A 22,393-nucleotide genomic window follows, 5' to 3' on the forward strand; every position below is an offset into this window, starting at 1 on the left:
TAGGGTATTTAAATATTCATTTATTAACCAAACAATTTTTTGTAGGCAACCTTTTATGGCGAAGAAAGAGGTCCATTCTTAAAAGAATGGCCTTTTTTCTTGTCTTTAACAGTAAAGATGACGAAAACGCCCCTATAACGGCGCCGTTATCGTTATCAAGTGATTCTGCCGTCCTCAAGCAGAGTATACTGGGATATATTTCTTCCCGCCCTTCCTTAAATCTCGCTTCATATGGGAAGACGATTCGAAGAGCTACCTGTTTTCAACAATTCACCCCCGATCCTTCCGGTCTTAGGCATACTATCGATGATCAAATATATTATCTCAAATTCGAGATACTTTAATTGACAATATATTAATATAGGATTACTCTTAAGGTGTTCACAAATAATTCACATATTTTTAGGTTAAATTATAGAACAATGGAGGGATTTAACATGACAAATTTACAAGAAAAAGTAGCGATTATAACAGGAGGAGCTTCTGGAATTGGACTAGCCACTGTAAAAGCGTTTTTAGAAAAAGGGGCAAAAGTTGTAATCGCTGATTACAACGAGGAAGCAGGACTATCAGTAGAAAAAGAATTAAAAGAAACATATGACAATGTATTATTCGTAAAGGTAAATGTCGCCGAGGAGAAAGAAGTCGAAGATCTAGTATCTAAAACGGTTAATCATTTCGGTAAATTAGATATCATTTATAACAATGCTGGAATTGGGATACAAAAGCCATCCCATGAAATGACAGCAGAAGAATATAAAAGAGTAATTGCGATTAACCAAGAAGGTGTCTTTTATGGCGCAAAGTACGCCATTCGGGAAATGTTAAAAACCGGTGGAGGTTCTATTATTAACACTTCTTCTATCTTAGGAACGGTCGGAGAACCAAATGCGCTTCCATATGCTGCAAGTAAAGGTGCTGTTAACCTAATGACTAAATCATTGGCGTTGGAATATGCGAATCGTAATATTCGCGTAAATGCGGTTGCCCCTGGTTTTATCGAATCCGGTTTAGTTAACAAAGAGGCTTTGGGAGATTTTTATGATGGTTTAGTCGCTAAGCACCCAATTGGCCGCTTAGGAAATCCGGAAGAAATTGCTCATGCAGTTGTTTTCCTAGCTGAAAATGACTTTGTTACAGGTACAACTATTCATGTTGATGGTGGATATACGGCAAAATAACAGGAAAAAATATGAGAGAAATCTTCTAACTTAATAATTAAAAGGAGGAAATGTCAAAATGGGAAAATTAGACGGTAAAGTAGCAATCATTACTGGTGCAGCTCAAGGGATGGGAGCAATGCACGCCCGTAAATTTGTTGAAGAAGGGGCAAAAGTCGCCATTACGGATATCAATCTTGAAGCAGCTCAGGCATTAGCTAATGAAATCGGTGAAAATGCTGTCGCGTTAAAGCTAGATGTTTCAAATGCTGAAAATTGGAAAGAAGTTGTAGAAAAAACGGAAGAACTATTTGGACCAGTTACAGTATTGGTAAATAATGCCGGAGTCGGTATTTTCAAACCTCTTGAAGAACTAACAGAAAAAGACTTCAGATTAACATTTGAAATAGATGAATTAGGTGTATTTTTAGGAATGAAAACAGTCGTTCCATCTATGAAGAAAGCTGGAGTCGGTTCAATTGTAAATATTTCATCAGTTGATGGACTAGTTAGCGCACCAACGGCCATTGCCTACAGTGCATCCAAACATGCTGTTACTGGGATGACGAAAGGTGCTGCTGCAGAACTTGGTCAACACAATATTCGTGTTAACTCTGTTCACCCAGGAATTATTAAAACTCCAATGGCTGAACAAGGTGATGTTGCTGAGTATCTAAAACAACTTGAACAAGACATTCCATTAAGAAGAAGAGCCGAAGTATATGAAGTATCTAATTTAGTTATTTATCTTGCTTCTGAGGATTCCAGTTATTCAACTGGAGGACAATTCGTTGTTGACGGCGGTATGATCTCAGATTTGTAAATGAAGATGACCTTCTAAGAGGCTGTCCCAAAAGTAACCCTTTTGTTGACAGCCTCTTTTTTTTAGAAATGATTTTTTTCTGGGAAAGCCTTAGCAAAAAGAAACAATGAGCCTATGCGAATCTATATTGCTAAAAAAAAGCATTGGAAGATCTATAAGTAATATTGAAACCCTTCATTCTTAGTTGATGGAGGGCTGTTTTTTTGTAAACTCACCAAGCAACCCATGTGTTGTCACATACACACCACACATGTTGAGTGTGTTACATGGTTTAGTTTTGAAGGTGAATAAACTAAATTATGCATGACAACAGTGTATGAAAGGATTGCTACACTGGTCGTCATGCATCTTTTTTTTGAGAATATTCTTTGAAACAAGAAAACTCGGGGGAGTTTCAGGCACCAACTATTTTCATATTGCTCATATCTTATGACTACTTCGTGATGAGCAGTCTTAAAGGGACCTTTAAATCAGCTCTTTGTTCCTTTTAAACCCAGCCTTTCGTATCCCAGTGCCCGATATGATACGATAGTAAAAAACAGTAAACAGAAGTGAGGAACTATGCAGGAGCAAACAAAATGGAACAATGAACTGGACCAAAAAGGGTATATCGATGACGAGGCGGAAATCCTTGCCTATATCATGGAGCATGATCAAACATTTAGCGCTATGGAAATTGCCCGACTGCTAGTGATGGCTGCGAAATCCCGCTTCCAAAAAGACCAAGGGGACCGGCTTGGAATGGTCTGGATGAAGCGGGCAGCCGATCTTGACCCAGCTAATCTTGACGCACAAGGATTTTTGAATAAATCTACCTGGCGGGCGGCAGAACCATTTTTAGATTCATTGGATTTCCCACCTATCAGGGAAACGGATAATCGGACGACAAAGAAGAAAATCGCTGAGGAATATATAGTGATTTGCCGGTCTTTCCTTGAACAGGCTGATGATCAGCTTGAACAACTGGACAACTATCACCAGGGCGCAGTGGACCCGTCGCAGGCAAAGCTCTATAACTTGATGCTGGATGCAATTAAATCAACGAGCGAACTTTTAAAAGCAGCCGAGGAATACGAACAATCGATAACAGGAGTTTTTCACACAGCGGCATATATGGAAGAATTGTCCGCTAGACTTGAGCAGGTAGAGGCAATTAAAAAAGAATGGGCCATCCAATTCGCTGAATCGTCAGAGCAAGAAAAAGAGGCTAAAGAAAATGCGATCGATGAATTAAATCAGATGATCGGCCTGGAAACAGTCAAGGCTCGCGTCAAGGATTATTACCAGTACCTTAAGTTTCAAAAAAAGCGCAAGAACTTGGGCTTCCAGATGAAAGATGAGCTTAGCCTGAATTTTGTCCTTACCGGGAATCCGGGTACGGGAAAAACAACCCTATCCAGGCTGTTGGCAAGAATTTTTCATGAGCTTGGCTTTTTGCCAAGGGAAGAGGTCATTGAAACAAACAGATCCCAACTGGTAGGATCATATGTTGGCCAAACGGAGGAAAATGTCCGTGCAATTGTCAGTAAGGCTGTTGGAGGAGTTTTGTTCATTGATGAAGCCTATAGCCTTAAACGCGAGGGCCAAACTGGCAATGATTATGGACAAGCGGCAATTGATACACTGGTTTCATTGATGACCGGAGAGGAATTTGGCGGAAAGTTCGCAGTTATCCTGGCCGGATATCCTGAAGAAATGAGGAGTTTCCTTGATGCGAATCCAGGCCTTCGAAGCCGATTCCCCCAATCCAACCACATTTTCCTTCGTGATTATACAAATAAGGAACTTGTTAAAATTGGTGAAAAAATTGCCGAGGACAATGACTATTTATTAACAGGATCGGCAGAGAACGCATTAGAGGAACGGCTTGAACGTGAAAGGGTAGACGAAACCTTCGGGAACGCGAGAACTGTTCATAACCTTGTTCTTGAGGCAATTTTTCGAAAGGGAACGGCGAAAGATGACAATACGTTAGACATTCTTCGTTTCTCTATTCTGGACGGAAACGATTTCAAGCTGCCATTCCGGGAAAATCGCAACCGGCCTCTTGAAAAGCTGGACCGCCTGATCGGATTGCATTCCTTAAAGGGTGAAATGAAAACCCTGGCAGCCTTCGTCAAGCTGCAGCAAATGAGGAGGGACAGCGGCCTTCCAGCGGTTCCCATCCAGCTGCATTCGGTATTTACCGGAAACCCCGGTACAGGAAAGACAACGGTGGCAAAAATATATGCGGAAATTTTAAAAGAAAACGGCTTCCTAAAGCGCGGCCATTTGGTGGTTGCCAGCAGAGCGGACCTTGTCGCAGGCTATGTCGGCCAAACAGCCGAGAAAACCCGAAAGAAAGTCCGCGATGCACTCGGAGGGGTCCTGTTCATTGATGAAGCCTATTCATTGCTTAGCCCATCTGGAGGGGACTTCGGCAAGGAGGCTATTGAAACACTGGTAGATGAAATGACGCGGCATAATGAAAATCTGGTTATTATCCTTGCAGGATACCCGAACCAAATGGATGCACTGCTGGAATTTAACCCTGGGTTAAGGTCCCGCTTTAAAAAATTCTTCCATTTTCCTGATTACAATACAGAGGAACTGCTTCAAATTATGACAAACTATGCAGAAACTTATCACTACAGGCTTTCCGGGGACGCTGAGGACTATATCCTTGAGTCTCTAAAGGGCAGGCAGGTTTCGGGGAATGGCAGGTTTGCGGCGAATCTTATCGAAGAGGCGATTCAGGCCCAGTCATTGAGACTCTCCATGATGGAGGATATTACTCTGGCCGATGCAGATGCGCTATCAAAACTTGAATTGGCTGATATAGAAAAAGCTTTCCTGAAAATACGAAATGGAGAAAAAGAGAGCAAAGGCAAATCAGAATTTGAAGTCTGATGTGTGGCAATGCTTGTGAAGATGTTGTGAAAACAATTTTGAAAGAAGGCAACTGTCCTGAATAGTAACGGGTTCGGTTTTCAAGTACAAAAACGTAATTCCCATACGAATTAGCAGTCCAATTCGCAACTGAATTGGACTGCATTTTTTTATTGATATATAAGGGATTTCTGTACGTTTTATGGCGATTTAACACTCGAATTCACCCCCCTTTTTAGCACGATGACCGAAGTTATTGTAAGCGTGGTAATTCGTATTCAATAAGGTAATTCCACAAAAACAGCGTTGTTCCCTTCTGGATCAACGCATCAAAACGGTGCAGGATTGTGAAAAGGAATTATGAAACTTAGTATAGAATGACGTTTACAATGGATACGAACAAATACTTTACAATAAACTGCTGTGAAATATTACTAAAAGAGTTTAGAGGGAAAGATATAAGTCGTTTTTGTTGATAATTATTTATAGTGGGTTTATAATTATCTTGAATTAAAAATATTTTAATTAAAAGTAATATATTGGAGGTTATATACTATGGGAAGACTATCAGAAAAAGTTGCGGTAATCACAGGTGGAGCAGGTGGAATCGGAAAAGTAACAGCCAAACGATTTTTAGAAGAAGGAGCAAAAGTTGTATTGGTTGACTTGTTTGAAGAACCGTTATTGAAAGCGAAAGCAGAGCTTGATCCATATGGTGAAGTATCCATTTTTCAGGCTGATGTTTCAAATGAAGCAGACGTTGAAAACTATGTGAACAAAACCGTCGAAAAATATGGAAAAATTGATGTGTTCTTCAACAACGCTGGTATCGAAGGTAAGGTGGCTCCGATTACAGAGCAAAAAGTGGAAGACTTAGATAAGGTTCTTGCAGTTAACGTTCGTGGCGTGTTCTTAGGATTAAAACATGTTCTTCGTGTCATGCAAGAGCAAGGTTACGGAAGTGTAATCAACACATCATCCGTAGCTGGATTACAAGGTACTCTTTATGTTTCTCCATATATCGCTTCGAAACATGCGGTTGTTGGATTAACAAAAAATGCAGCACTAGAAGTTGCAAATTCAAATGTTCGAGTAAATTCAATCCATCCTTCACCAGTGAACACTCGAATGATGCGTTCATTAGAGGCAGGATACGAGACAGATGAAGAATCACTAGCTAAATCCATTCCACTTGGTCGTTATGGAGAGTCTTCGGACATTGCTAACCTTGTGTTATTCCTTGCCTCTGACGAAAGTAGCTTTATCACTGGCGTTCAATACCGTGTTGATGGTGGTATGGGAGCGTTATAAGCTTACGTTCAACGTAAAAACTAGTTTTATTATTAGTAATTCCAGAAAAAAGACGCTTTACTTTAATAAGAAAGCGTCTCAGACTGTAGGCAAACCCGAATATCTTCGAGTTTGTCTACAGCCTGGAAGCTCGAAGCATACTGGCTCCGAGCTTTTTTTGTGCTAATTTTACTGCAAAAGTATATGCTAAATCAACTGCGAATTACACTGCGAAAAGCACTGCTAATTCGAATTTTGTACTTCAAAACCGAACCCTTTAACCAAATTGGTGGTTGCCTTCTTCCGGCTTCCTTAAGTACTCGCAAACCTTTCACGCAAAACACCTCTAAAAAACCGGATTGGTTCAAATTTTTGAGCCGGATGTTTTGAGAAGAGATTTTATGTTATGCCAAAATAAATTATTATTTTCCAATAACTATGTGAATTACTTTAGACTATACAATTGAAAAGTATATTAAAATAGATTAAGGTAAATAAGATTCTACTTATGAGTTGTTAAGTAGTGAAAATATAATGAAAAGATAGAAATGGAGATAGGGTATTGAGTAATAAAATTATAGTAGGAATTGTAGGCTATGGAAATCTTGGCAGAGGAACGATTGAGGCGATCAAGCTATGTCCGGATATGGAGCTTGTGGCTATTTTTACAAGAAGAGCACCTGAAACCCTTTCAATTAATGAACCAAATGTAGAGGTTTTGCCTATTTCAAGTGCAGAGGAATATAAGGACAAAATTGATGTGATGATCTTATGTGGAGGTTCAGCAACAGATCTTCCAGAACAAGGTCCATATTTTGCTAGAATGTTTAACACAATCGACAGTTATGATACTCATGCAAAGATTCCTGGATATTTCGATGCGGTAGATCAAATGGCGAAAGAAAGCGGCAAGACAAGCATAATCTCAGTCGGCTGGGATCCTGGTCTATTTTCACTGAATCGTTTAATGGCTGAAGCCATTCTGCCAAATGGTGAAACGTACACCTTCTGGGGGAAAGGGCTTAGCCAAGGACATTCAGACGCTATTCGCAGAGTAGAGGGTGTAGCCGGTGGTGTTCAGTATACGGTTCCAATTGATGAAGCGATCCTGAAGGTCAAAAGTGGAGTTAATCCTGAATTATCTACAGGTGAAAAACACCGCCGTGTCTGTTATGTCGTAGCGCAAGAAGGGTATGACAAGGCAAAAATCGAACACGATATTAAAACAATGCCGAACTACTTTGCTGACTATGAGACAGAAGTAAACTTTATTACAGCAGAAGAATTAAAAGAGAACCACTCAAAATTACCACATGGCGGTTTTGTCATTCGAAGCGGAAAAACAGGAAATGACAATAACCAAATTATTGAATACTTCCTTAACTTAGAGAGCAATCCTGAATTTACAGCTAGTGTACTAGTGGCATATGCAAGAGCAGCTTATCGTTTAAATAAAGAAGGACAAGCTGGTGCAAAAACGGTTTTTGATGTTGCACCCGGTTATCTGTCTCCAAAATCCGCGGAGGATTTGAGAAGAGACCTATTGTAAAAGGGAATCCTGTCCCCCGGTACGTCAATGATTTGATTTATTGCCTCGAGGGTCAGGATCCACGGAAAAAGATAATGTTATTATGATAAAAAATCACCAATAACCCGAGTGTTGTCACTTACACTCGGGTTGTTAAATTTCATTAAGTTTTGAATAGATAAATTTGTAGATTTATCGGAAAATTAATTACTATATTAGAATAGACAAATCTCACTGAAAAAAGATTCATTGACGAGACTATATGGGTTGGAATGTAAGTTGATTGGAGCGGAGGGCACCGACTCCTGCGGGATGCAGCGGCAAGGTGGAGACCCCGCAGGCGCTAGCGCCGAGGAGGCTCCACTGACGCCCCGCGGAAAGCGTGTGCCTCGTGACAGGCAAAAACCGCCTGTCCCTGCGATGATTATTCTTGGAAGCTTTCTTTTGTGGAGCGGAAATCAACCGCAAGGCACATTAGAATATACAATATCTGATTCAACCTATATAGTTGCTTTAAAAAAGATAATCCACCAAGATTAAATTAATCAATTATTCTTTCCGGACAGGAATAGACATTGAATGACTCTCCCCTTATAAAGCCGACCGCTGTAATGTTTAAATCCTGGGCAAGCTTGATCGCCAAATCGGTTGGCGCAGACTTGGACAATACAATTCCTACCCCAATCTTCGCAGCCTTCAATAACACTTCAGAAGAGATTCTTCCGCTGAATACAATAATTTTATCCCTCACAGAAACATTATTCAAAATACTATATCCGAATAATTTATCCAGCGCGTTATGCCTGCCAATATCGGTACGGACAGCAATGACCTCATCCGGTGTGCACAGTGCTGCATTATGGACTCCTCCGGTTTCCTGAAACACCTCTGAGCTGTTTTGCATTTCATTCATGAGGTAAATGCTTTGGGATGCACTTATTTTCGTTTTTGACATGGACGTCCTAGCCGTCCGGGCGTCATTGTGGAAATAGAACTGGCGGCTTTTCCCGCAGCAAGAGCCGATGAACCGTTTTGAATAATATTGCTGATTCGTAGTTGAATTCACCTTCAATTCAACGTAGGCATATCCACGATCTTCGTCGATGTTGAGTGATAGTATGTCACTGTAAGTGCGTATGACACCTTCCGATGCAAGGAAACCGATAACCATTTCTTCAAAATGGGTAGGAGTCACGACCATTGTCGCAAACTCAACGTTATTGACGAACACAGTCAAAGGGAATTCGTTAACAATCACATCTTCAACATGACGAAAACGGCCATTGGCATATTTGGTTATTTGATATTTTTGGCTCATACTTTCCAGCATAATCCTCACCCCAAATTTGTGACGAAATTTCGAATAATTAAAATCTAATCATATTCTTCTCATTTTCACAAGGAAAATAATTAACATGCACATAGTGAAAAATTATTTGGTTAGGAGTTGCGCTTGACTTTGTGAAATGATAAAATTTTTGTAAAGTTCACAAAAATGTCACATTTTGATTCGGAATAGCGACCCTGTTCTCGGTTAAAGTGTGAACATTTGAAAGCGATTACTGTTAGTCTGAAAGTAGCGAACCTGCTGGAACCTAACCGTCAGTTTTTTTCTGCATGTAACCTTATACATGCATGATAAATTGGCGGTTTTTTGCTGCAATTTGCCCTACAGACAAACAGTCTATAAAGAAAATATACAAACGAGGAGGAACGAAATGAAAACGAAAAACCGATGGCTCATTGCTGCATCGGCTGTGGGAATTCATATTTCCATTGGCTCTGTCTATGCTTGGAGCAACTTTACAAATCCCTTAATGGAGCAATTTGGCTGGACCGCAAAGCAAGTGCAATTCACCTTCAGCCTTGCGATTCTTTTCCTTGGCTTGTCTGCTGCTTTCCTTGGCCACTTTGTCGAAAAGCATGGGCCGAGAAAGGCTGGACTTCTTGCAGCCGCGTTCTTCGGCGCCGGCATTTTAGGTTCGGGACTCGCTGTAAATCTTGGTTCCCTGCCGCTACTGTATATAACCTACGGGGTTTTGGGCGGAATCGGCTTGGGAGTCGGCTATATCGCTCCGGTTTCAACGCTTGTAAAATGGTTCCCAGACAGGCGCGGCCTTGCAACAGGCCTTGCGATCATGGGATTTGGTTTCGCGGCTGCAATAAGCAGTCCTATCATGGATTCATTGATTAAATCGGTTGGCACCGCTAATACTTTTTTTATTTTGGGAGCTGCCTATTTCGCAATTATGACATTATCATCTCTTTATTTGGAAAAGCCTCCAGTGAATTGGCTTCCTGAAGGATTCAAGGAAAAGGTCCAGTCCGGAAAAGCCAAAGTTAAGCAGGATCTATCTCAATTAACGGCTAATGAAGCTGTCAAAACCAAGCGTTTTTACTATCTGTGGCTTATGCTATTCATTAACGTAACGTGCGGGATCGCAATTCTGTCCGCTGCAAAGCCACTGTCGCAAGAAAGTATTGGATTGACGACAGCCGGAGCAGCTGCGCTTGTCGGCGTAATGGGGCTATTCAACGGTTTCGGCCGACTTGGCTGGGCATCAATTTCCGATTATATCGGCCGTCCTAACACGTATACCATTTTCTTCGCGACTCAAATTATCTTGTTTGCGTTGCTGCCGCATACAACAAATGCCTTGCTGTTCCAAATCATGCTGGCGATTGTCTACACTATGTACGGCGGCGGTTTCGCTTCCATTCCTGCCTACATCGGTGATTTGTTTGGAACGAAACAGCTTGGTGCGATTCATGGTTATATTCTAACAGCATGGGCGGCGGCAGGGTTGGCGGGCCCGATGTTTGCAGCGTGGATGTTTGATAAAACACAAAGCTATGCAGCAAGCCTTACCTATTTCGCAGCATTGTTTGTCGTTGCACTTGTCGTATCAATCGTCATCCGCTTTGACATACGCAAGTTACGCAAACAAAACGAGCAAAAGAAGCTCGCATCTTGATTTCTTTTTTAATTTAGCTCCGTATGGTAAAATACCAATCATTATGAGCCTCTGGAGTTGGGGGAAATTATGAATAAATACGAAGCTGAGTTTAGTAATCTGGTCCGTTCCTTTCGGAAGAAGCATATGGGAAAAGGGCCAAGCAGAATTACCACTACATTTTGCAAAAACTGGGCAATTTGCGAAATGGAAGGAAACCTTTCGCCGGTAGAGAAATTCATCGCTTCCGCAAACGAGGGAAAACAGGCATTGCGTGCCGCCAGAACCGAAATGGTAAAAGAAATGTACCGGAAAAACCCTCCTGTGGAAATGGAAGAATTCCTTGGCTGTAAATTTGTTGAGGTTTTCGTCGATATTGATATCGACCGTGACTTTGGAATGTCAGTTTTTGTTTTTGATCAAGACATCGAAAAAAAGTTTTGTAATTAAATTGAAGGTATGGCACTTGGCAGCGTCCCTGCTAAAGACTAACCACCGTTTACTTTGGAATTCTTTGAAATTCCAGTGTTTGCGGTGGTTTTTTCTTTTAAGAAAAGCTTTATTTATTGATTTAAATAGGAGTGTTTTATATGGGAAAAACGAAGCATCCAGGACCTCAGAAAAAAGCGGCTATGCCGGCACCGGAACATTGGGTCAGCCCCATTCCGTTCGGGCTCGGCAAAGTAAAGCCGAAACATATACGTGATACTGTTAAAACACTATGGGAAAACCGCGACAATTTCGGGTATGCTACCAATATCCTGACAAAAGGGGTGTGTGACGGCTGTGCACTCGGAGTGTCGGGGCTTCAGGATCAGACATTGACAGGCCCTCACATTTGCACGACAAGATTGAACGTGCTTCGCTTGAATACAATCGGGGCGATTAAACCGGAAATCCTTCATGCCGATATTGATGAACTAAGGAAATACAGCAGTTCAGAGCTCCGAAAGCTCGGCAGGATTCCTTATCCGATGATCCGCAGGAAAGGTGAGCGCAGGTTCTCACGGATAAACTGGGATGATGCTATGAATATGATCGCTGGAAAGATGAAGACGCTTGATCCGAAACAATTTGCGTTTTACATGACCGCGCGCGGAATTACGAATGAAACATATTATGTCGCGGCGAAGGTATCCCGTTTCCTTGGCACAAACAATATCGACAACGCCAGCCGGATTTGCCATTCCCCTTCAAAGACGGCAATGAAGCGCTCTATCGGCGTTGGGGCTTCGACCGCCAACTACCTTGATTGGATTGGTACGGATGTACTTGTTTTCTGGGGAAGCGTTGCTTCCAACAGTTCACCGGTCTCCTCAAAATACATGTTGGAAGCAAAGAAAAAAGGCACAAAAATTATCGTTGTTAATCCATATCGGGAACCGGCACTGGATAAATACTGGATTCCTTCGTCCCCTGAATCCGCTTTGTTCGGAACAAAGCTTGCCGATGATTTTTACCAAGTGAATATCGGTGGGGATATCGCATTTATGCACGGAATAATGAAGCATTGGTTTGAAATGGAGGAAAACAGGCACGGTTCGGCAATTAACCACGCATTCGTCCAAGAACACGTAAATGGCTACCCCGAGTTAGTGGCGCATGTCCAGCAGCAATCATGGGAAGACATTGAAAAATCTTCGGGAGTTACTAAGGACCGTATCGCTGAATTGGCTGAGTTGCTTGCGAATAGCAAAAACGCTGTCTATGCATGGGCGATGGGTTTAACGATGCACTCCTTTGCCACGGATAATATTTCCCAGGTGGCCAACCTTGCTTTATTGCGCGGGCATCTAGGTAGAAAATATACAGGGTTAATGCCTTTCCGGGGCCATTCTTCTGTACAAGGGTCGGGAGAAATGGGTGCGGACCCCTTTGTTTTGCCAGGTGGAGATTTCTATGGCGAAAATATAGACCGGATTGAACGGCTTTGGGGATTCAAGCTGCCTGAATGGCAGGGAGATATAGTCGGGGTCACTCTGGAAAACATAGTCCTGCCAGATGATCATGAACGAAAAATCAAACTTTACTATATGTCGGGCGGTAATTTCCTGGAAACGATGCCGGATCCGGAATTTATAGAAAAGGCATTGTCCGAGCTTGAAATTCGTGTCCACCAGGATATCATTCTTAACACGTCTACCCTGCTTGATGCCAAGGAAGCGGTCTTAGTCCTTCCGGCAAAGACACGTTACGAGCAGGAAGGCGGTGGTACATCCACTTCAACTGAACGTATGGTTTATTTTAGCCCGGAAATTCCGGGAAACAAGAATCGGATCGAGGAAGCGCGTGAAGAGTGGAAAATTTATGTCGATCTTGCTAAGCGAGTGAAGCCGGAAACGGCAGATGCGGTCGATTTTAAGGATGCACAGGAAATCCGCAATGAAATCGCATTAGCCAACCCTAACTATGACGGTATCCAGCACTTGAAAAATGCAGGCGATGTATTTCAGTGGGGCGGCGCCTGGTTGTGTGAGGATGGAATTTGTCCTACCCCGGATGGACGGGGAAATCTCATTGCTGTTGATATCCCTGAACTAGGTAAAAAGGAAGGCCAATTCGTTGTTACATCCCGCCGGGGCAAGCAGTTTAACTCCATGGTTTATAATGAAGTGGATCCATTGAATGGTGCTGGCCGCTATGATGTATTAATGAACGAAGAAGATGCCCGGGAACTGAGCATAGCAGAAGGGGAAGGAGTCGTTCTTTACAATGGATTCGGCGTTTTCCAGGGAAGGGCGAAGTTTGTTGAAATCTCGCGCGGAAATGTTCAGGTTCACTTCCCGGAAGGCAACTTCCTCTTGCCTCGGGGACGGTATGAAAAATATGCCGGCATCCCGGATTACAATATCATTGTCAGCCTGGAAAAGGCAGACCGCTTCAGCGCAAGGAAAGACGTTCAATATGTAGAAAAACGCATTGAAGAAGACGAAATCGATGCACCAGCATAAACTTATTACTTCTCGTGTAATCAAAATATAGTAGATAGATCTTTTGACTGTAAAACATAAGGTACAACTAGTAATAATATTAGTTGTACCTTTTGAATTGAAAACTTCCAATTTTCCTCTGCGAAGAATCGTCTACAGTCCTTCCGCTTCGTTAATGAGTGTCTTGAATGACTTTTTCCAGGAATTCACCCATACGCTTAACAGCCTGTTCTGAAAAATCAAAACTGACCCCAGTTTCTTTATAAATAGCTGCGATGGATTGATTGCAGTCCGCACTTGCCCCTTTTTTAAAGGATTCGACAGCTTGATCTGGATTTTCCCGGTAGTTTTCAAGTATTTGAAGAGCCCCCAGCATAGCGATGCCGTAATCTATCGTATAGAAAGGAAAATGGAAATAATGAATGGTGTCTGCCCAACTCATCCCCACTTCCTCCTCAAACCCAGAAGTATCCACAGGGTTTAAGCCATAACGTTTTGAGATTTCAAAGAACTTTACATCACGCTCTTTGGCAGTGTGCGCAGGGTTCGTATACATCCAATGCTGGAAGAGATCACCGGTTAACGGTTTTAATAACATTGAAAAAGCCCATCTTAGTTCTTCGCGCTGTACGCTCTTGAAATCTTCTTTTTCTGGATAAAAACGATCTAACTTATCCAATAAGAGCAATTCCATCCCAAAAGAATACAGTTCAGCAACTTCCATTCGTAATTGGTATTCTTCAAAAGGCCCGTGTTCCGAAAACTGAAGGTACGCATTCACCGCATGGCCCATTTCATGAATCAATGCGCTTAGTGAATCAAAGGATGGACTAAAATTCGCAAAAACAAAGGTATCCCCTGAAACAGGTAAGAAGGTACAGAAAGCACCTGGGCCTTTTCCTTTCCGATCTCCAAGATCTAGTAACCCATGCTCCCCCATGTGATCGAAACACTCTCCAAAATATGGGTCGGTCTTCCGTAACATTTCGGAAACGCCATCCAAAAGAGTAGATTCTTCGGAGTATGGCGGGTTTGTCAACAATTTAGCGGTGTTATCCCAAGGGCGATAAGTATCAACCCCAAGTTTGGACTTAAAGACATCTGCTAGTCGATTCCATGCTGGGACAATATGCTTTTCCACATTTTCATGAAAGTCATAACAATCTTGAACACTATACTCGCGATTTTTGGCAACAAACATATAATCGCGGTAATTTTCAAAGCCTGCATTTAAAGCAATTTGATGGCGTAGTTGAACAAGTTCGTCCATAATGGTATCAATTTCGGGCTTAATCGCTCGATGGGCTGACATCATGGCGTGATAAGCTTTTTCTCGCACCCCCCTATCAAGGAGATCGAGCTTAGATTGGATGGATGGATAAGGCTTTTCCTCTCCTTCCCATTCAACTGTTAACCCTCCCATAATTTCACTATACTTCGTACAGAGCTCCTGTTCTTTTACCATTAATGGAATGTTTTCTTCCCTGAACAGTTTAATTTTTGACTCGCGAAAGCGCCGCATTAAGCCGTAACGGTTTTCATCTAATTGATTTATATAAGGAGACTTGCAGCATTTCTCATTTAATTTTGCTTCATATTTCATTATGATTGGCTGGATGACCTGCTGGTCGTGAAGATAAATTGATTTGATATCCGCATCTTCAGTGTTGCGGTAGAAATCGACTTGGTGGCCTGTCATCGCTTCCTGGATTTTAATCATTAAATCCTTTTCATCTTTCAACCACTTTTCCAGGTCAGAAATGGATTCGATCGGAACCTCAAGTAAACTTGAAAATTGAGCTTCGACCCCTTCAGCATCTTGTAAATCAATTAATTCTTTATAATAACTATGATCTATATCTTGTGTCATGGATAACTCTCCCTTCCTCATTATTATTTGAATTATCTTAATATTTATATTATAGATTTCTAGATAGTAAAACTAGCTTTTTCAAAAATATCAACAGGATTTAATTCGTTGTGAAATCCCTAAATGTGAATTATCCTAATATAAGAAGATGTAAATATTTTGAATAGCTTGGGGCAACTTCGCCTCCGGTGTCACCTAAAGGCTCGGCTATCAATGATTTTCTTTTAAAAATTTACGTAGATTGGGATAAATGGAGAATTTCTATGGTGGACTTAATAAGCCAATTAATTTGGCGGATGTGCATGATTGTTACAGTTGCCTTTTTGATTACCCGGCTAAAACTCTTTAGGCAAATGATTTACCATCGCTTAAGCTACAAAGGCAAAATGATTATGATCATAGTATTTGGTTTGTTTGGAGTTATAGGAAATTATGCGGGAATCGAGGTCCATCCTGAAATTCCTAACCTGGCCCCTGGAGATGGGGATCAGGAAGAAACCTTTAAAGCAATTGCGGATATTCGGAATATCGGGGTAATTATTGGCGGTCTGATAGGCGGTCCGGTTGTCGGCTTTGGGGCCGGGGTAATCGCGGGAGGCCATCGGTATCTTTTAGGCGGTTTTATTAGTACGGCCACGTTTATTTTAACTGTATTAGGCGGATTGATAGCCGGTTTTATTGGCAGAAAACTCACCTTTAATGAAAAAATGCAGCCACCTTTAATTTTCGTGTTAAGTGTCTTAATCTTATTTATGCAAATTATCTTAGTCCCTGTACTTGCCAAGTCCCATTCCGTAGCTTTTCAATTAATTCAATATACTGGATTACCCATCATCATTGTAAATGGAATTGGGATATGGATTTGCGCATTAATTTTTTATAGCGTAATTCGTGATGAGGAAAAAGTAGTAGCGAAGATGAGGGCGCTGCAAGCCCAAATTCAGCCCCATTTTCTGTTTAATTCTATAAATGTAATCTCTGCCCTTTGCAAAAGGGATCCAATGTTTGCGAGATCTCTGCTGCTGCATTTAAGTACTTTCCTGCGTAATAATACGAGTGCTACAAATCAAACTTTGATACCGATCGAAAAGGAAATAGAAACAGTGAATGCCTATTTCTCATTGGAACAAGCCCGATTTCCAGAGCGGTTTCACCTTAGGGTCACGATAGAACCGTTTGTAAATCAGGCGTTAATTCCTCCGTTTACAATACAACCCATTGTTGAAAACGCGATCGTTCATGGGTTTTCAGAAAGATGTGAACAGGAAACGGTGGAAGTAACGATTTGCAAAGAGGGGAAAAGGTTCCTTCGAATTTCCATTAAAGATAATGGCAATGGAATAAATAGCGATAGATTAAACCTAATAGGGAGTAAATCCATCCCATCAAGTAAAGGGACGGGGATTGCGATATCAAATATAAGGGAGAGACTTTCTTTAGCATTCGGTCCGAAAGCACAATTTTCGATAGAAAGCCAGTTAAACATGGGAACAACCGTGACGATCATTGTCCCACTTCAGTATGAAAGAAAGGAAAATTTGAATGATAAGAGCCTACGTGGTTGAGGATGAGCTGTTTGCAAGAGAAGATCTTAAGGACATACTTTCGCAAAGTAATAAAATAGAGGTAGTAGGGGAAGCTGATGGAATTCACAAAGCCCATGTCGATATTCAACAATTGGAACCGGACGTGGTTTTTTTAGACATCCATTTGGCAAATACAAATGGTATTGAATTAGCTGATAAACTACGTTCATTAAAGAATCCGCCATTTATTGTTTTTGCGACAGCTTTCGAAGAATATGCAGTAAAGGCTTTTGAACTTGATGCCGCGGATTATATATTAAAACCATTTGATGAAAAAAGAATCGAACGAACAATTGATAAAATAGTAAAGTGGTATCAATTGAAAAAAGAAGAAAGTCGACAACAGCGTGCAAATCATGGAACTCAAAACCTAAATTTAAATAAGCTGCCTGTTGTAAAAGATGACCGTATTATCCTGATTGACATACAGAACATTTTTTACTTCGGTACAGAAAATCGCCATGTATTTGTAAAAACAGTAGATGATAAATATGACATTGATACTAATCTATATGAAATAGAAAAAAAGTTGGAGAATTATTCTTTTCTTAGGGTGCATCGAGGATGTATTATCAATCTCCAATATGTAAGTGAAATAGAACAATGGTTTAACGGTACCTATAATATAATACTTTCCGATGGATCTAAATTACCTGTTAGTCGCTCATATGCAAAAACAGTGCGCCAATACTTAGGTTTTTAATCAATTGCAATTGAAAAAGAATTTCTTTTAAAACTGACAATTATTTTGTCGGTTTTTTTATTTTAGAGAATTTGAGTTTTCAAGTCATTATTATGCTTCCTTTCTTATGCATTCCAGCACGTTGCGGTAGGTAAATACCATCAGACTCTGTTTCATTCGTATCCGTATGAAAGCGCTTTATATCGGATTTCTTGCATTTCGTAATGACTTTATCAAATGTAATTCCTTATTTAGTAATATTTAAAGGAAAAGTAAACGTATTATCTTAGTTACTCAAAGTACAAGGGGGTATTTTGGTGAGCGATGTATCATTGGCACAGCCAAAGAAAAAATGGAAAGTCCGTTATTCTGTTCTTTTAGTTTTATGGTTATGTTGGTTGTTTTCATTCCTCGATCGTATGGTGATTACCATTGCCTTGCCATTTATCGGTGAAGATTTAAACTTAAGTAAAACAGCACAAGGACTATTGATAAGTATGTTCTTTGCTGGCTACGCTTTGTTCCAGATACCCGGCGGAATGCTGTCCGATAAATTTGGTTTCCGGCGTGTAGTAAGTGTGGCGATTATATGGTGGTCGATTTTTACATCATTAACAGGATTTATTTTTGTTTACCCTCTATTCCTATTGGTTCGTTTTGTTTTTGGATTAGGTGAAGCCTGTTTACCGGGTGGGTCATACAAAGCGATTGCGACTTACTTCCCGAGTAAGCAGCGTGGTACAGCAACAGGAATTCAATCAACGGTCAATACACTTGGACCTGCTGTTGCAGCAATAGCCGCTGCTGCAATCATTGGTTTATATGGATGGCGTGTTGTCTTTATTGTAATGGGTATTCCGGGTCTTCTAATCGGGATTTACATTTGGTTCAAATTTAAAGACAATCCAAAAGATCATCCTAAAATAAGTAAAGAGGAACTTGCGGAGTTAGAAGAGGATAATCTGCAGCAAGAGTCTCATGGGAAAAAGAAATCTGATGTATCCCTTAAGGAGCTATTTAAAAAGCCGATTTTATGGCAAATGGCCCTAATATGGTTTTTCTTTGATATTACATTTTGGGGTTTCACATCCTGGCTTCCTTCTTATTTAATTAATGAAAAAGGCCTCTCGTTAATGGATACAGGTATCTATAGTGCATTACCATATTTAGTAGGTACCGTCGCAATTGTTCTCGGCGGGTATATTTCGGATAAAATGAAAGCAAATAGAAAATGGGTATTTGTCCCGAATGCACTTGCTGGCGGGGTTGCTTTATATTTTATGTTCCAAGCTCAGTCATTAACAGCGGTAATTATTTTCCAGTGTCTGGCAGCATTCTTTATGTTTATGGCCCAAGGGGGATTCTGGGCCCTTGTTGTTGACAGTTTTTCTGCAAAAATTATGGCATCCGGTTCTGCAACGGTTAACTGCTTCGGATCGATTGCTGGTTTCATTTCTCCTTTCCTGATGGGTTACCTGATTGATACAAGCGGTTCCTACAATTCTTCTTTCATTTTGATGATTATAGCTTTAGTAATTGCAGCTATTATCGCACTTACTATTTCTGGGAAAACTGAAGATGGACCTGTAAATCTAACTTCTAAACTTGGGACTAATTGAATGGTTGATAAACATTCCAGCAACCCATGTGTTCCCACATACACTCGGGACATCACGAGGATGCTGCGAAAATAATAGTAAAAGAAGGCAACTACCCATTGGGCGTTGCCTTTTGTGTTTTTTTAACGGATTTACAAAGCTTATTAAATATACTCCGAGATGCACCCAAGAAGCTAGCAGCAAAGTCATGGTTTTAACAGTTTCCAATTCCCTTCGGATACAACTTCGACTTCTCCATCAATTACTTTGATGGCGGTTTGATCATCAATTGCATACGCCGGCCCCTGCATCCCGGCAGCCCATTTCTCAGCATTAGCCATCGTATTATACGGCAGCATTTCGTGATCCAGATGCGGGAACATTGCAAAATCGACCATACCAAGCGTTTCATCACCACCGTTGGGTGGAGTCCAGCCAACGAAGAATTCCCCAATGTTGGGTGCCATCACCATGCTCCCAGCACTCATTCCCACATAGACAGCGTTCAGCGATGGCAAGAGGTCTGCCAGCCCGGATTGCCGCATCCAGTGGCACAGGTAGAGGGCGTCACCGCCCGATACCAGCAGGACGTCCGTCTCCCGGACCAGCGGCACCCAGCGGGCTTCGTCGATGCTTGGTAGCGCTGTGAGCTCCAGCACGCCGACCGACTTCCAACCCAGATTTACCATGGGATTCTGTTCTTTCCCGCTGATGAACTCCCAGGTTTTGACGCCGGGGCCGACCCAAGGATGTCCGTACATCGCGGTGGGGATGCACAGAGCGCTAGACTCGGCAATCGGTTTGTCCAGCATGTCAACCAACGCGTCATGTATGCTTTTATTATTGACGCCTGCAGCTGTAAGCAGTAATTTCATAACTCAACTCCTCCTCTTCGTATGCGTTTTACTTAATTCTTCAGACTTTTCAAATGTGGTTGCGGATGTCTAGTGGGACAGCTATGCCGGTATAGCCAAACTGACCCGAAATTATAGTCGGTCTATTAGACCCTTTTTCTTTATTGGTATGCAGCTACATGCTGTAGTTAAATGTTAAAATCAGGGTGCAGTAGAGTCAAGGTGAAAATCTGAATATTTTGTAATTTTAATAGAGCAAAATGGACATTCGTTATCGTTTTGGCTTTTGATATTCGAAACTACTATGTTATAGGTGTCTTTACATTTTAAAAATATCAAATGTGCATGCATATTAGGCAATAGCGAAAATAATTTTTTAAAGAAGGCAACTACTCCTTTGGACGCTGTCTTTTTTGTGTTTTAACCAAGCGTATTTTTGCAAAAAATTAAATGTTTTAAAAGTGATGAAATAAAAATGAAACCAATGAAACGCTTCCGATGTCTAAAAGGTGAAGAGAAAGGAGGTTCCATATTGGAAAGCAATGAACTGCATGCAATTTACCCAAACAATATTGATTGCCTGGATACAGCAAAACTGTTCAAGCAGTTAATGGATCTCTATACAGAGAAGGTCTATCTGCTTGCTTATTCTTTTGTTAAGGATAGAGGGTTGGCCGAGGATATTTCGCAGGAAGTTTTCCTGAAAGTTTATAAGTATTTGGATCGATATAGGGGAGAGGCGGAGCTTGGTACATGGATATACCGAATCACTGTTAATACGTCCAAAGACTTTTTAAAGAAGAAAAGCTGGAAGCAGCTGTTATTACAGAAAAGCTTTTTTGAAGGTTTGAAAAGAACAGAGAGCACGGAAACCTCGTTCTTTAAGGCTGACCAAAATGAACAACTCTTACAAACTGTTTTAACGTTGCCGGTGAAGTATCGTGAAGTGATTGTCCTCTTTTATTTTTATGATGTAACAATCCATAAGCTTGCCGAGATGCTTCATTTAAATACAAATTCTGTGAAAACAAGGCTTTCCAGAGGGCGGGATATCCTAAAACGGAAATTAAAAGCTAAGGGAGGGGTTGAATTTTATGGAGAAAGAGTTGAAAAACGTCTATGAGCATTACCGGAAACATTACATCAATGATCAAATAACAACAAGAATTCAAAATAAAGTTCATCAGGAAATCGAAAATGATAATATGAGCCAGTTTAAGAAGCAGCGTCCAGGCTTTGTAAAAAAACTATCCTATGCCTCCGCTTTTTGTGTAGTGGTAATCGGTCTATTTATTGGTTCCGCATTCTTTTCACCGGCGATGGCGGAAGTAGCTTCTATAATTCCGTTTTTAAGCAAAATTTTTGAGCAAAAACCGATTAGTGAAATGGTTCGGGATAGCCTGATGGATAAAGGTTATAAAGTCAGCGGGGTAGGATATAGTGTCCATGGGAAGATTTTTCATGTAACAGTAGACGGGCCAGAGGACTATTATAACCAAGTAAATGGAGAAATTAAAAAAATCACAGAAGAAGTCATTGCTTCGAGCGGATATGATGATTTTAAGGTGGAAGTGGGTCAGGAGCGGAGAATTGAACATAAGGATGATCCCCGTAATCGGGATGTTGAGCTCGTGTTGGATGTAGTGAATGAGATTGTCCCAAAATTACAGCAACAAGGCTATAAAATTCATACCTATGGTTCTGGTTATCCGGGTCCGGATGCGAAAATGATTAGTGTCCATCTTGATATTGAGGATACGGAAAAACGGTCTGATGACATCGAGCGAGCGATCCTTGAAGGCATTCAAAAACTGGATATTAAAAAAGAAGTAACGGTCAAATTCTATAAATTCAATGTTCTAAAAAGAGAAATAGAGAATAAGTGGGCCAGTAAGGTACTGCCGGTTATTGGGGAAGGCCTGCTGGGCAAAAAAGAGTACAAAACAAAAGGCTTCGGTTACTCCTATAAGAAGGGCATTATGAACATTTATATTTCGACCAAAATAGAGAAGTCGGACAGCGAAGCGCCTGAACTAGCCAGCAAAATTGAAACCGAGATCCGCGAATTCCTGCAATCCGAAGATCTTAAGGATATCGTTGCCGACACTCCTTATAAAATTATTGTAAGAGATAAAGGAGGAAAAGATATAAATTAAAGCAAGGCGGTTAACTGATTTACAAAGCAAATGGCGCTTCCCCCTTTGCAAGGATAGCGCTTATTTTAATTTTACGTAGATTGTTTTAAAAGAT

Annotated in this window: 16 protein-coding genes; 13 read left to right on the forward strand and 3 right to left on the reverse strand. The window is 41.0% G+C overall.

The window, feature by feature from the left end:
• The first annotated feature begins 437 nt into the window (after positions 1–437).
• The 5 genes from DRW41_RS11265 (at position 438) to DRW41_RS11285 (ending at position 7,690) form a co-directional block, all read left to right on the forward strand.
• Positions 438–1,181: an SDR family NAD(P)-dependent oxidoreductase gene (locus DRW41_RS11265; protein WP_115452106.1), complete on the forward strand. Its 744-nt coding sequence runs from the start codon at positions 438–440 to the stop codon at positions 1,179–1,181.
• A 58-nt stretch (positions 1,182–1,239) separates the two neighbouring features.
• Positions 1,240–1,983: an SDR family NAD(P)-dependent oxidoreductase gene (locus DRW41_RS11270; protein ID WP_115452107.1), complete on the forward strand. Its 744-nt coding sequence runs from the start codon at positions 1,240–1,242 to the stop codon at positions 1,981–1,983.
• A gap of 561 nt (positions 1,984–2,544) precedes the next feature.
• Positions 2,545–4,872, forward strand: coding sequence for an AAA family ATPase (locus DRW41_RS11275; protein WP_115452108.1), 2,328 nt, complete (start codon positions 2,545–2,547; stop codon positions 4,870–4,872).
• Positions 4,873–5,406: 534 nt separating this feature from the next.
• Positions 5,407–6,162 carry an SDR family NAD(P)-dependent oxidoreductase gene (locus DRW41_RS11280; protein WP_115452109.1) on the forward strand — a complete coding sequence of 252 codons (756 nt, stop codon included), beginning with the start codon at positions 5,407–5,409 and terminating at the stop codon, positions 6,160–6,162.
• Between the two features lie 541 nt (positions 6,163–6,703).
• Positions 6,704–7,690, forward strand: coding sequence for a diaminopimelate dehydrogenase (locus DRW41_RS11285; protein ID WP_115452110.1), 987 nt, complete (start codon positions 6,704–6,706; stop codon positions 7,688–7,690).
• A gap of 520 nt (positions 7,691–8,210) precedes the next feature.
• On the opposite strand, the gene fdhD is transcribed toward DRW41_RS11285, so the two are convergent.
• On the reverse strand, positions 8,211–8,999 hold the full coding sequence (fdhD, locus tag DRW41_RS11295) for a formate dehydrogenase accessory sulfurtransferase FdhD (RefSeq protein WP_115452112.1): 789 nt from the start codon (positions 8,997–8,999) through the stop codon (positions 8,211–8,213).
• A 388-nt stretch (positions 9,000–9,387) separates the two neighbouring features.
• Between fdhD and DRW41_RS11300 the strand changes: the two genes are divergently transcribed.
• The 3 genes from DRW41_RS11300 to DRW41_RS11310 all read left to right on the forward strand — a co-directional run bounded on the left by DRW41_RS11300 (position 9,388) and on the right by DRW41_RS11310 (position 13,574).
• Positions 9,388–10,644 carry an L-lactate MFS transporter gene (locus DRW41_RS11300; protein ID WP_115452113.1) on the forward strand — a complete coding sequence of 419 codons (1,257 nt, stop codon included), beginning with the start codon at positions 9,388–9,390 and terminating at the stop codon, positions 10,642–10,644.
• A 69-nt stretch (positions 10,645–10,713) separates the two neighbouring features.
• On the forward strand, positions 10,714–11,073 hold the full coding sequence (locus DRW41_RS11305) for a Na-translocating system protein MpsC family protein (RefSeq protein ID WP_115452114.1): 360 nt from the start codon (positions 10,714–10,716) through the stop codon (positions 11,071–11,073).
• Positions 11,074–11,213: 140 nt separating this feature from the next.
• Positions 11,214–13,574, forward strand: a complete 2,361-nt coding sequence (locus DRW41_RS11310; RefSeq protein ID WP_115452115.1) for an FdhF/YdeP family oxidoreductase — start codon at positions 11,214–11,216, stop codon at positions 13,572–13,574.
• 151 nt (positions 13,575–13,725) lie between these two features.
• On the opposite strand, the gene DRW41_RS11315 is transcribed toward DRW41_RS11310, so the two are convergent.
• Complete coding sequence (locus DRW41_RS11315; RefSeq protein WP_115452116.1) at positions 13,726–15,423, reverse strand: M3 family oligoendopeptidase; 1,698 nt, start codon at positions 15,421–15,423, stop codon at positions 13,726–13,728.
• Between the two features lie 302 nt (positions 15,424–15,725).
• Here DRW41_RS11315 and DRW41_RS11320 point away from each other — a divergent pair, with 302 nt between their 5' ends.
• The 3 genes from DRW41_RS11320 to DRW41_RS11330 all read left to right on the forward strand — a co-directional run bounded on the left by DRW41_RS11320 (position 15,726) and on the right by DRW41_RS11330 (position 19,310).
• Entirely contained in the window at positions 15,726–16,988 is a 1,263-nt protein-coding gene (locus DRW41_RS11320) for a sensor histidine kinase (RefSeq protein ID WP_181884514.1), read from the forward strand.
• On the forward strand, positions 16,981–17,712 hold the full coding sequence (locus DRW41_RS11325) for a LytR/AlgR family response regulator transcription factor (protein WP_181884515.1): 732 nt from the start codon (positions 16,981–16,983) through the stop codon (positions 17,710–17,712). Before DRW41_RS11320 ends, DRW41_RS11325 begins: the two co-directional genes overlap by 8 nt.
• Positions 17,713–18,008: 296 nt before the next feature.
• A complete protein-coding gene (locus DRW41_RS11330) occupies positions 18,009–19,310 on the forward strand; it encodes an MFS transporter (protein WP_222928844.1) in 1,302 nt (433 codons plus the stop codon).
• 185 nt (positions 19,311–19,495) lie between these two features.
• On the opposite strand, the gene DRW41_RS11335 is transcribed toward DRW41_RS11330, so the two are convergent.
• Positions 19,496–20,164, reverse strand: coding sequence for a Type 1 glutamine amidotransferase-like domain-containing protein (locus tag DRW41_RS11335; RefSeq protein WP_115452119.1), 669 nt, complete (start codon positions 20,162–20,164; stop codon positions 19,496–19,498).
• Positions 20,165–20,675: 511 nt separating this feature from the next.
• Here DRW41_RS11335 and DRW41_RS11340 point away from each other — a divergent pair.
• Positions 20,676–21,266 (forward strand): sigma-70 family RNA polymerase sigma factor, encoded by a 591-nt coding sequence (locus DRW41_RS11340; protein ID WP_181884516.1) that lies wholly within the window; start codon positions 20,676–20,678, stop codon positions 21,264–21,266.
• Entirely contained in the window at positions 21,238–22,299 is a 1,062-nt protein-coding gene (locus DRW41_RS11345; RefSeq protein ID WP_115452121.1) for a DUF4030 domain-containing protein, read from the forward strand. The genes DRW41_RS11340 and DRW41_RS11345 overlap by 29 nt, the downstream gene beginning before the upstream one ends.
• Positions 22,300–22,393: the final 94 nt, after the last annotated feature.

The organism is Neobacillus piezotolerans, assembly GCF_003362805.1.
In the GTDB taxonomy this organism is placed as follows: Bacteria; Bacillota; Bacilli; order Bacillales; family Cytobacillaceae; genus Bacillus_D; species Bacillus_D piezotolerans.

Bases quoted from the DNA above. Each gene is read 5' to 3' on its own strand.
- DRW41_RS11265 (WP_115452106.1), top strand. From the start codon at position 438: ATGACAAATTTACAAGAAAAAGTAGCGATTATAACAGGAGGAGCTTCT.
- DRW41_RS11270 (WP_115452107.1), top strand. From the start codon at position 1,240: ATGGGAAAATTAGACGGTAAAGTAGCAATCATTACTGGTGCAGCTCAA.
- DRW41_RS11275 (WP_115452108.1), top strand. From the start codon at position 2,545: ATGCAGGAGCAAACAAAATGGAACAATGAACTGGACCAAAAAGGGTAT.
- DRW41_RS11280 (WP_115452109.1), top strand. From the start codon at position 5,407: ATGGGAAGACTATCAGAAAAAGTTGCGGTAATCACAGGTGGAGCAGGT.
- fdhD (WP_115452112.1), bottom strand. From the start codon at position 8,999: ATGCTGGAAAGTATGAGCCAAAAATATCAAATAACCAAATATGCCAAT.
- DRW41_RS11300 (WP_115452113.1), top strand. From the start codon at position 9,388: ATGAAAACGAAAAACCGATGGCTCATTGCTGCATCGGCTGTGGGAATT.
- DRW41_RS11305 (WP_115452114.1), top strand. From the start codon at position 10,714: ATGAATAAATACGAAGCTGAGTTTAGTAATCTGGTCCGTTCCTTTCGG.
- DRW41_RS11310 (WP_115452115.1), top strand. From the start codon at position 11,214: ATGGGAAAAACGAAGCATCCAGGACCTCAGAAAAAAGCGGCTATGCCG.
- DRW41_RS11315 (WP_115452116.1), bottom strand. From the start codon at position 15,423: ATGACACAAGATATAGATCATAGTTATTATAAAGAATTAATTGATTTA.
- DRW41_RS11320 (WP_181884514.1), top strand. From the start codon at position 15,726: ATGATTGTTACAGTTGCCTTTTTGATTACCCGGCTAAAACTCTTTAGG.
- DRW41_RS11335 (WP_115452119.1), bottom strand. From the start codon at position 20,164: ATGAAATTACTGCTTACAGCTGCAGGCGTCAATAATAAAAGCATACAT.
- DRW41_RS11345 (WP_115452121.1), top strand. From the start codon at position 21,238: ATGGAGAAAGAGTTGAAAAACGTCTATGAGCATTACCGGAAACATTAC.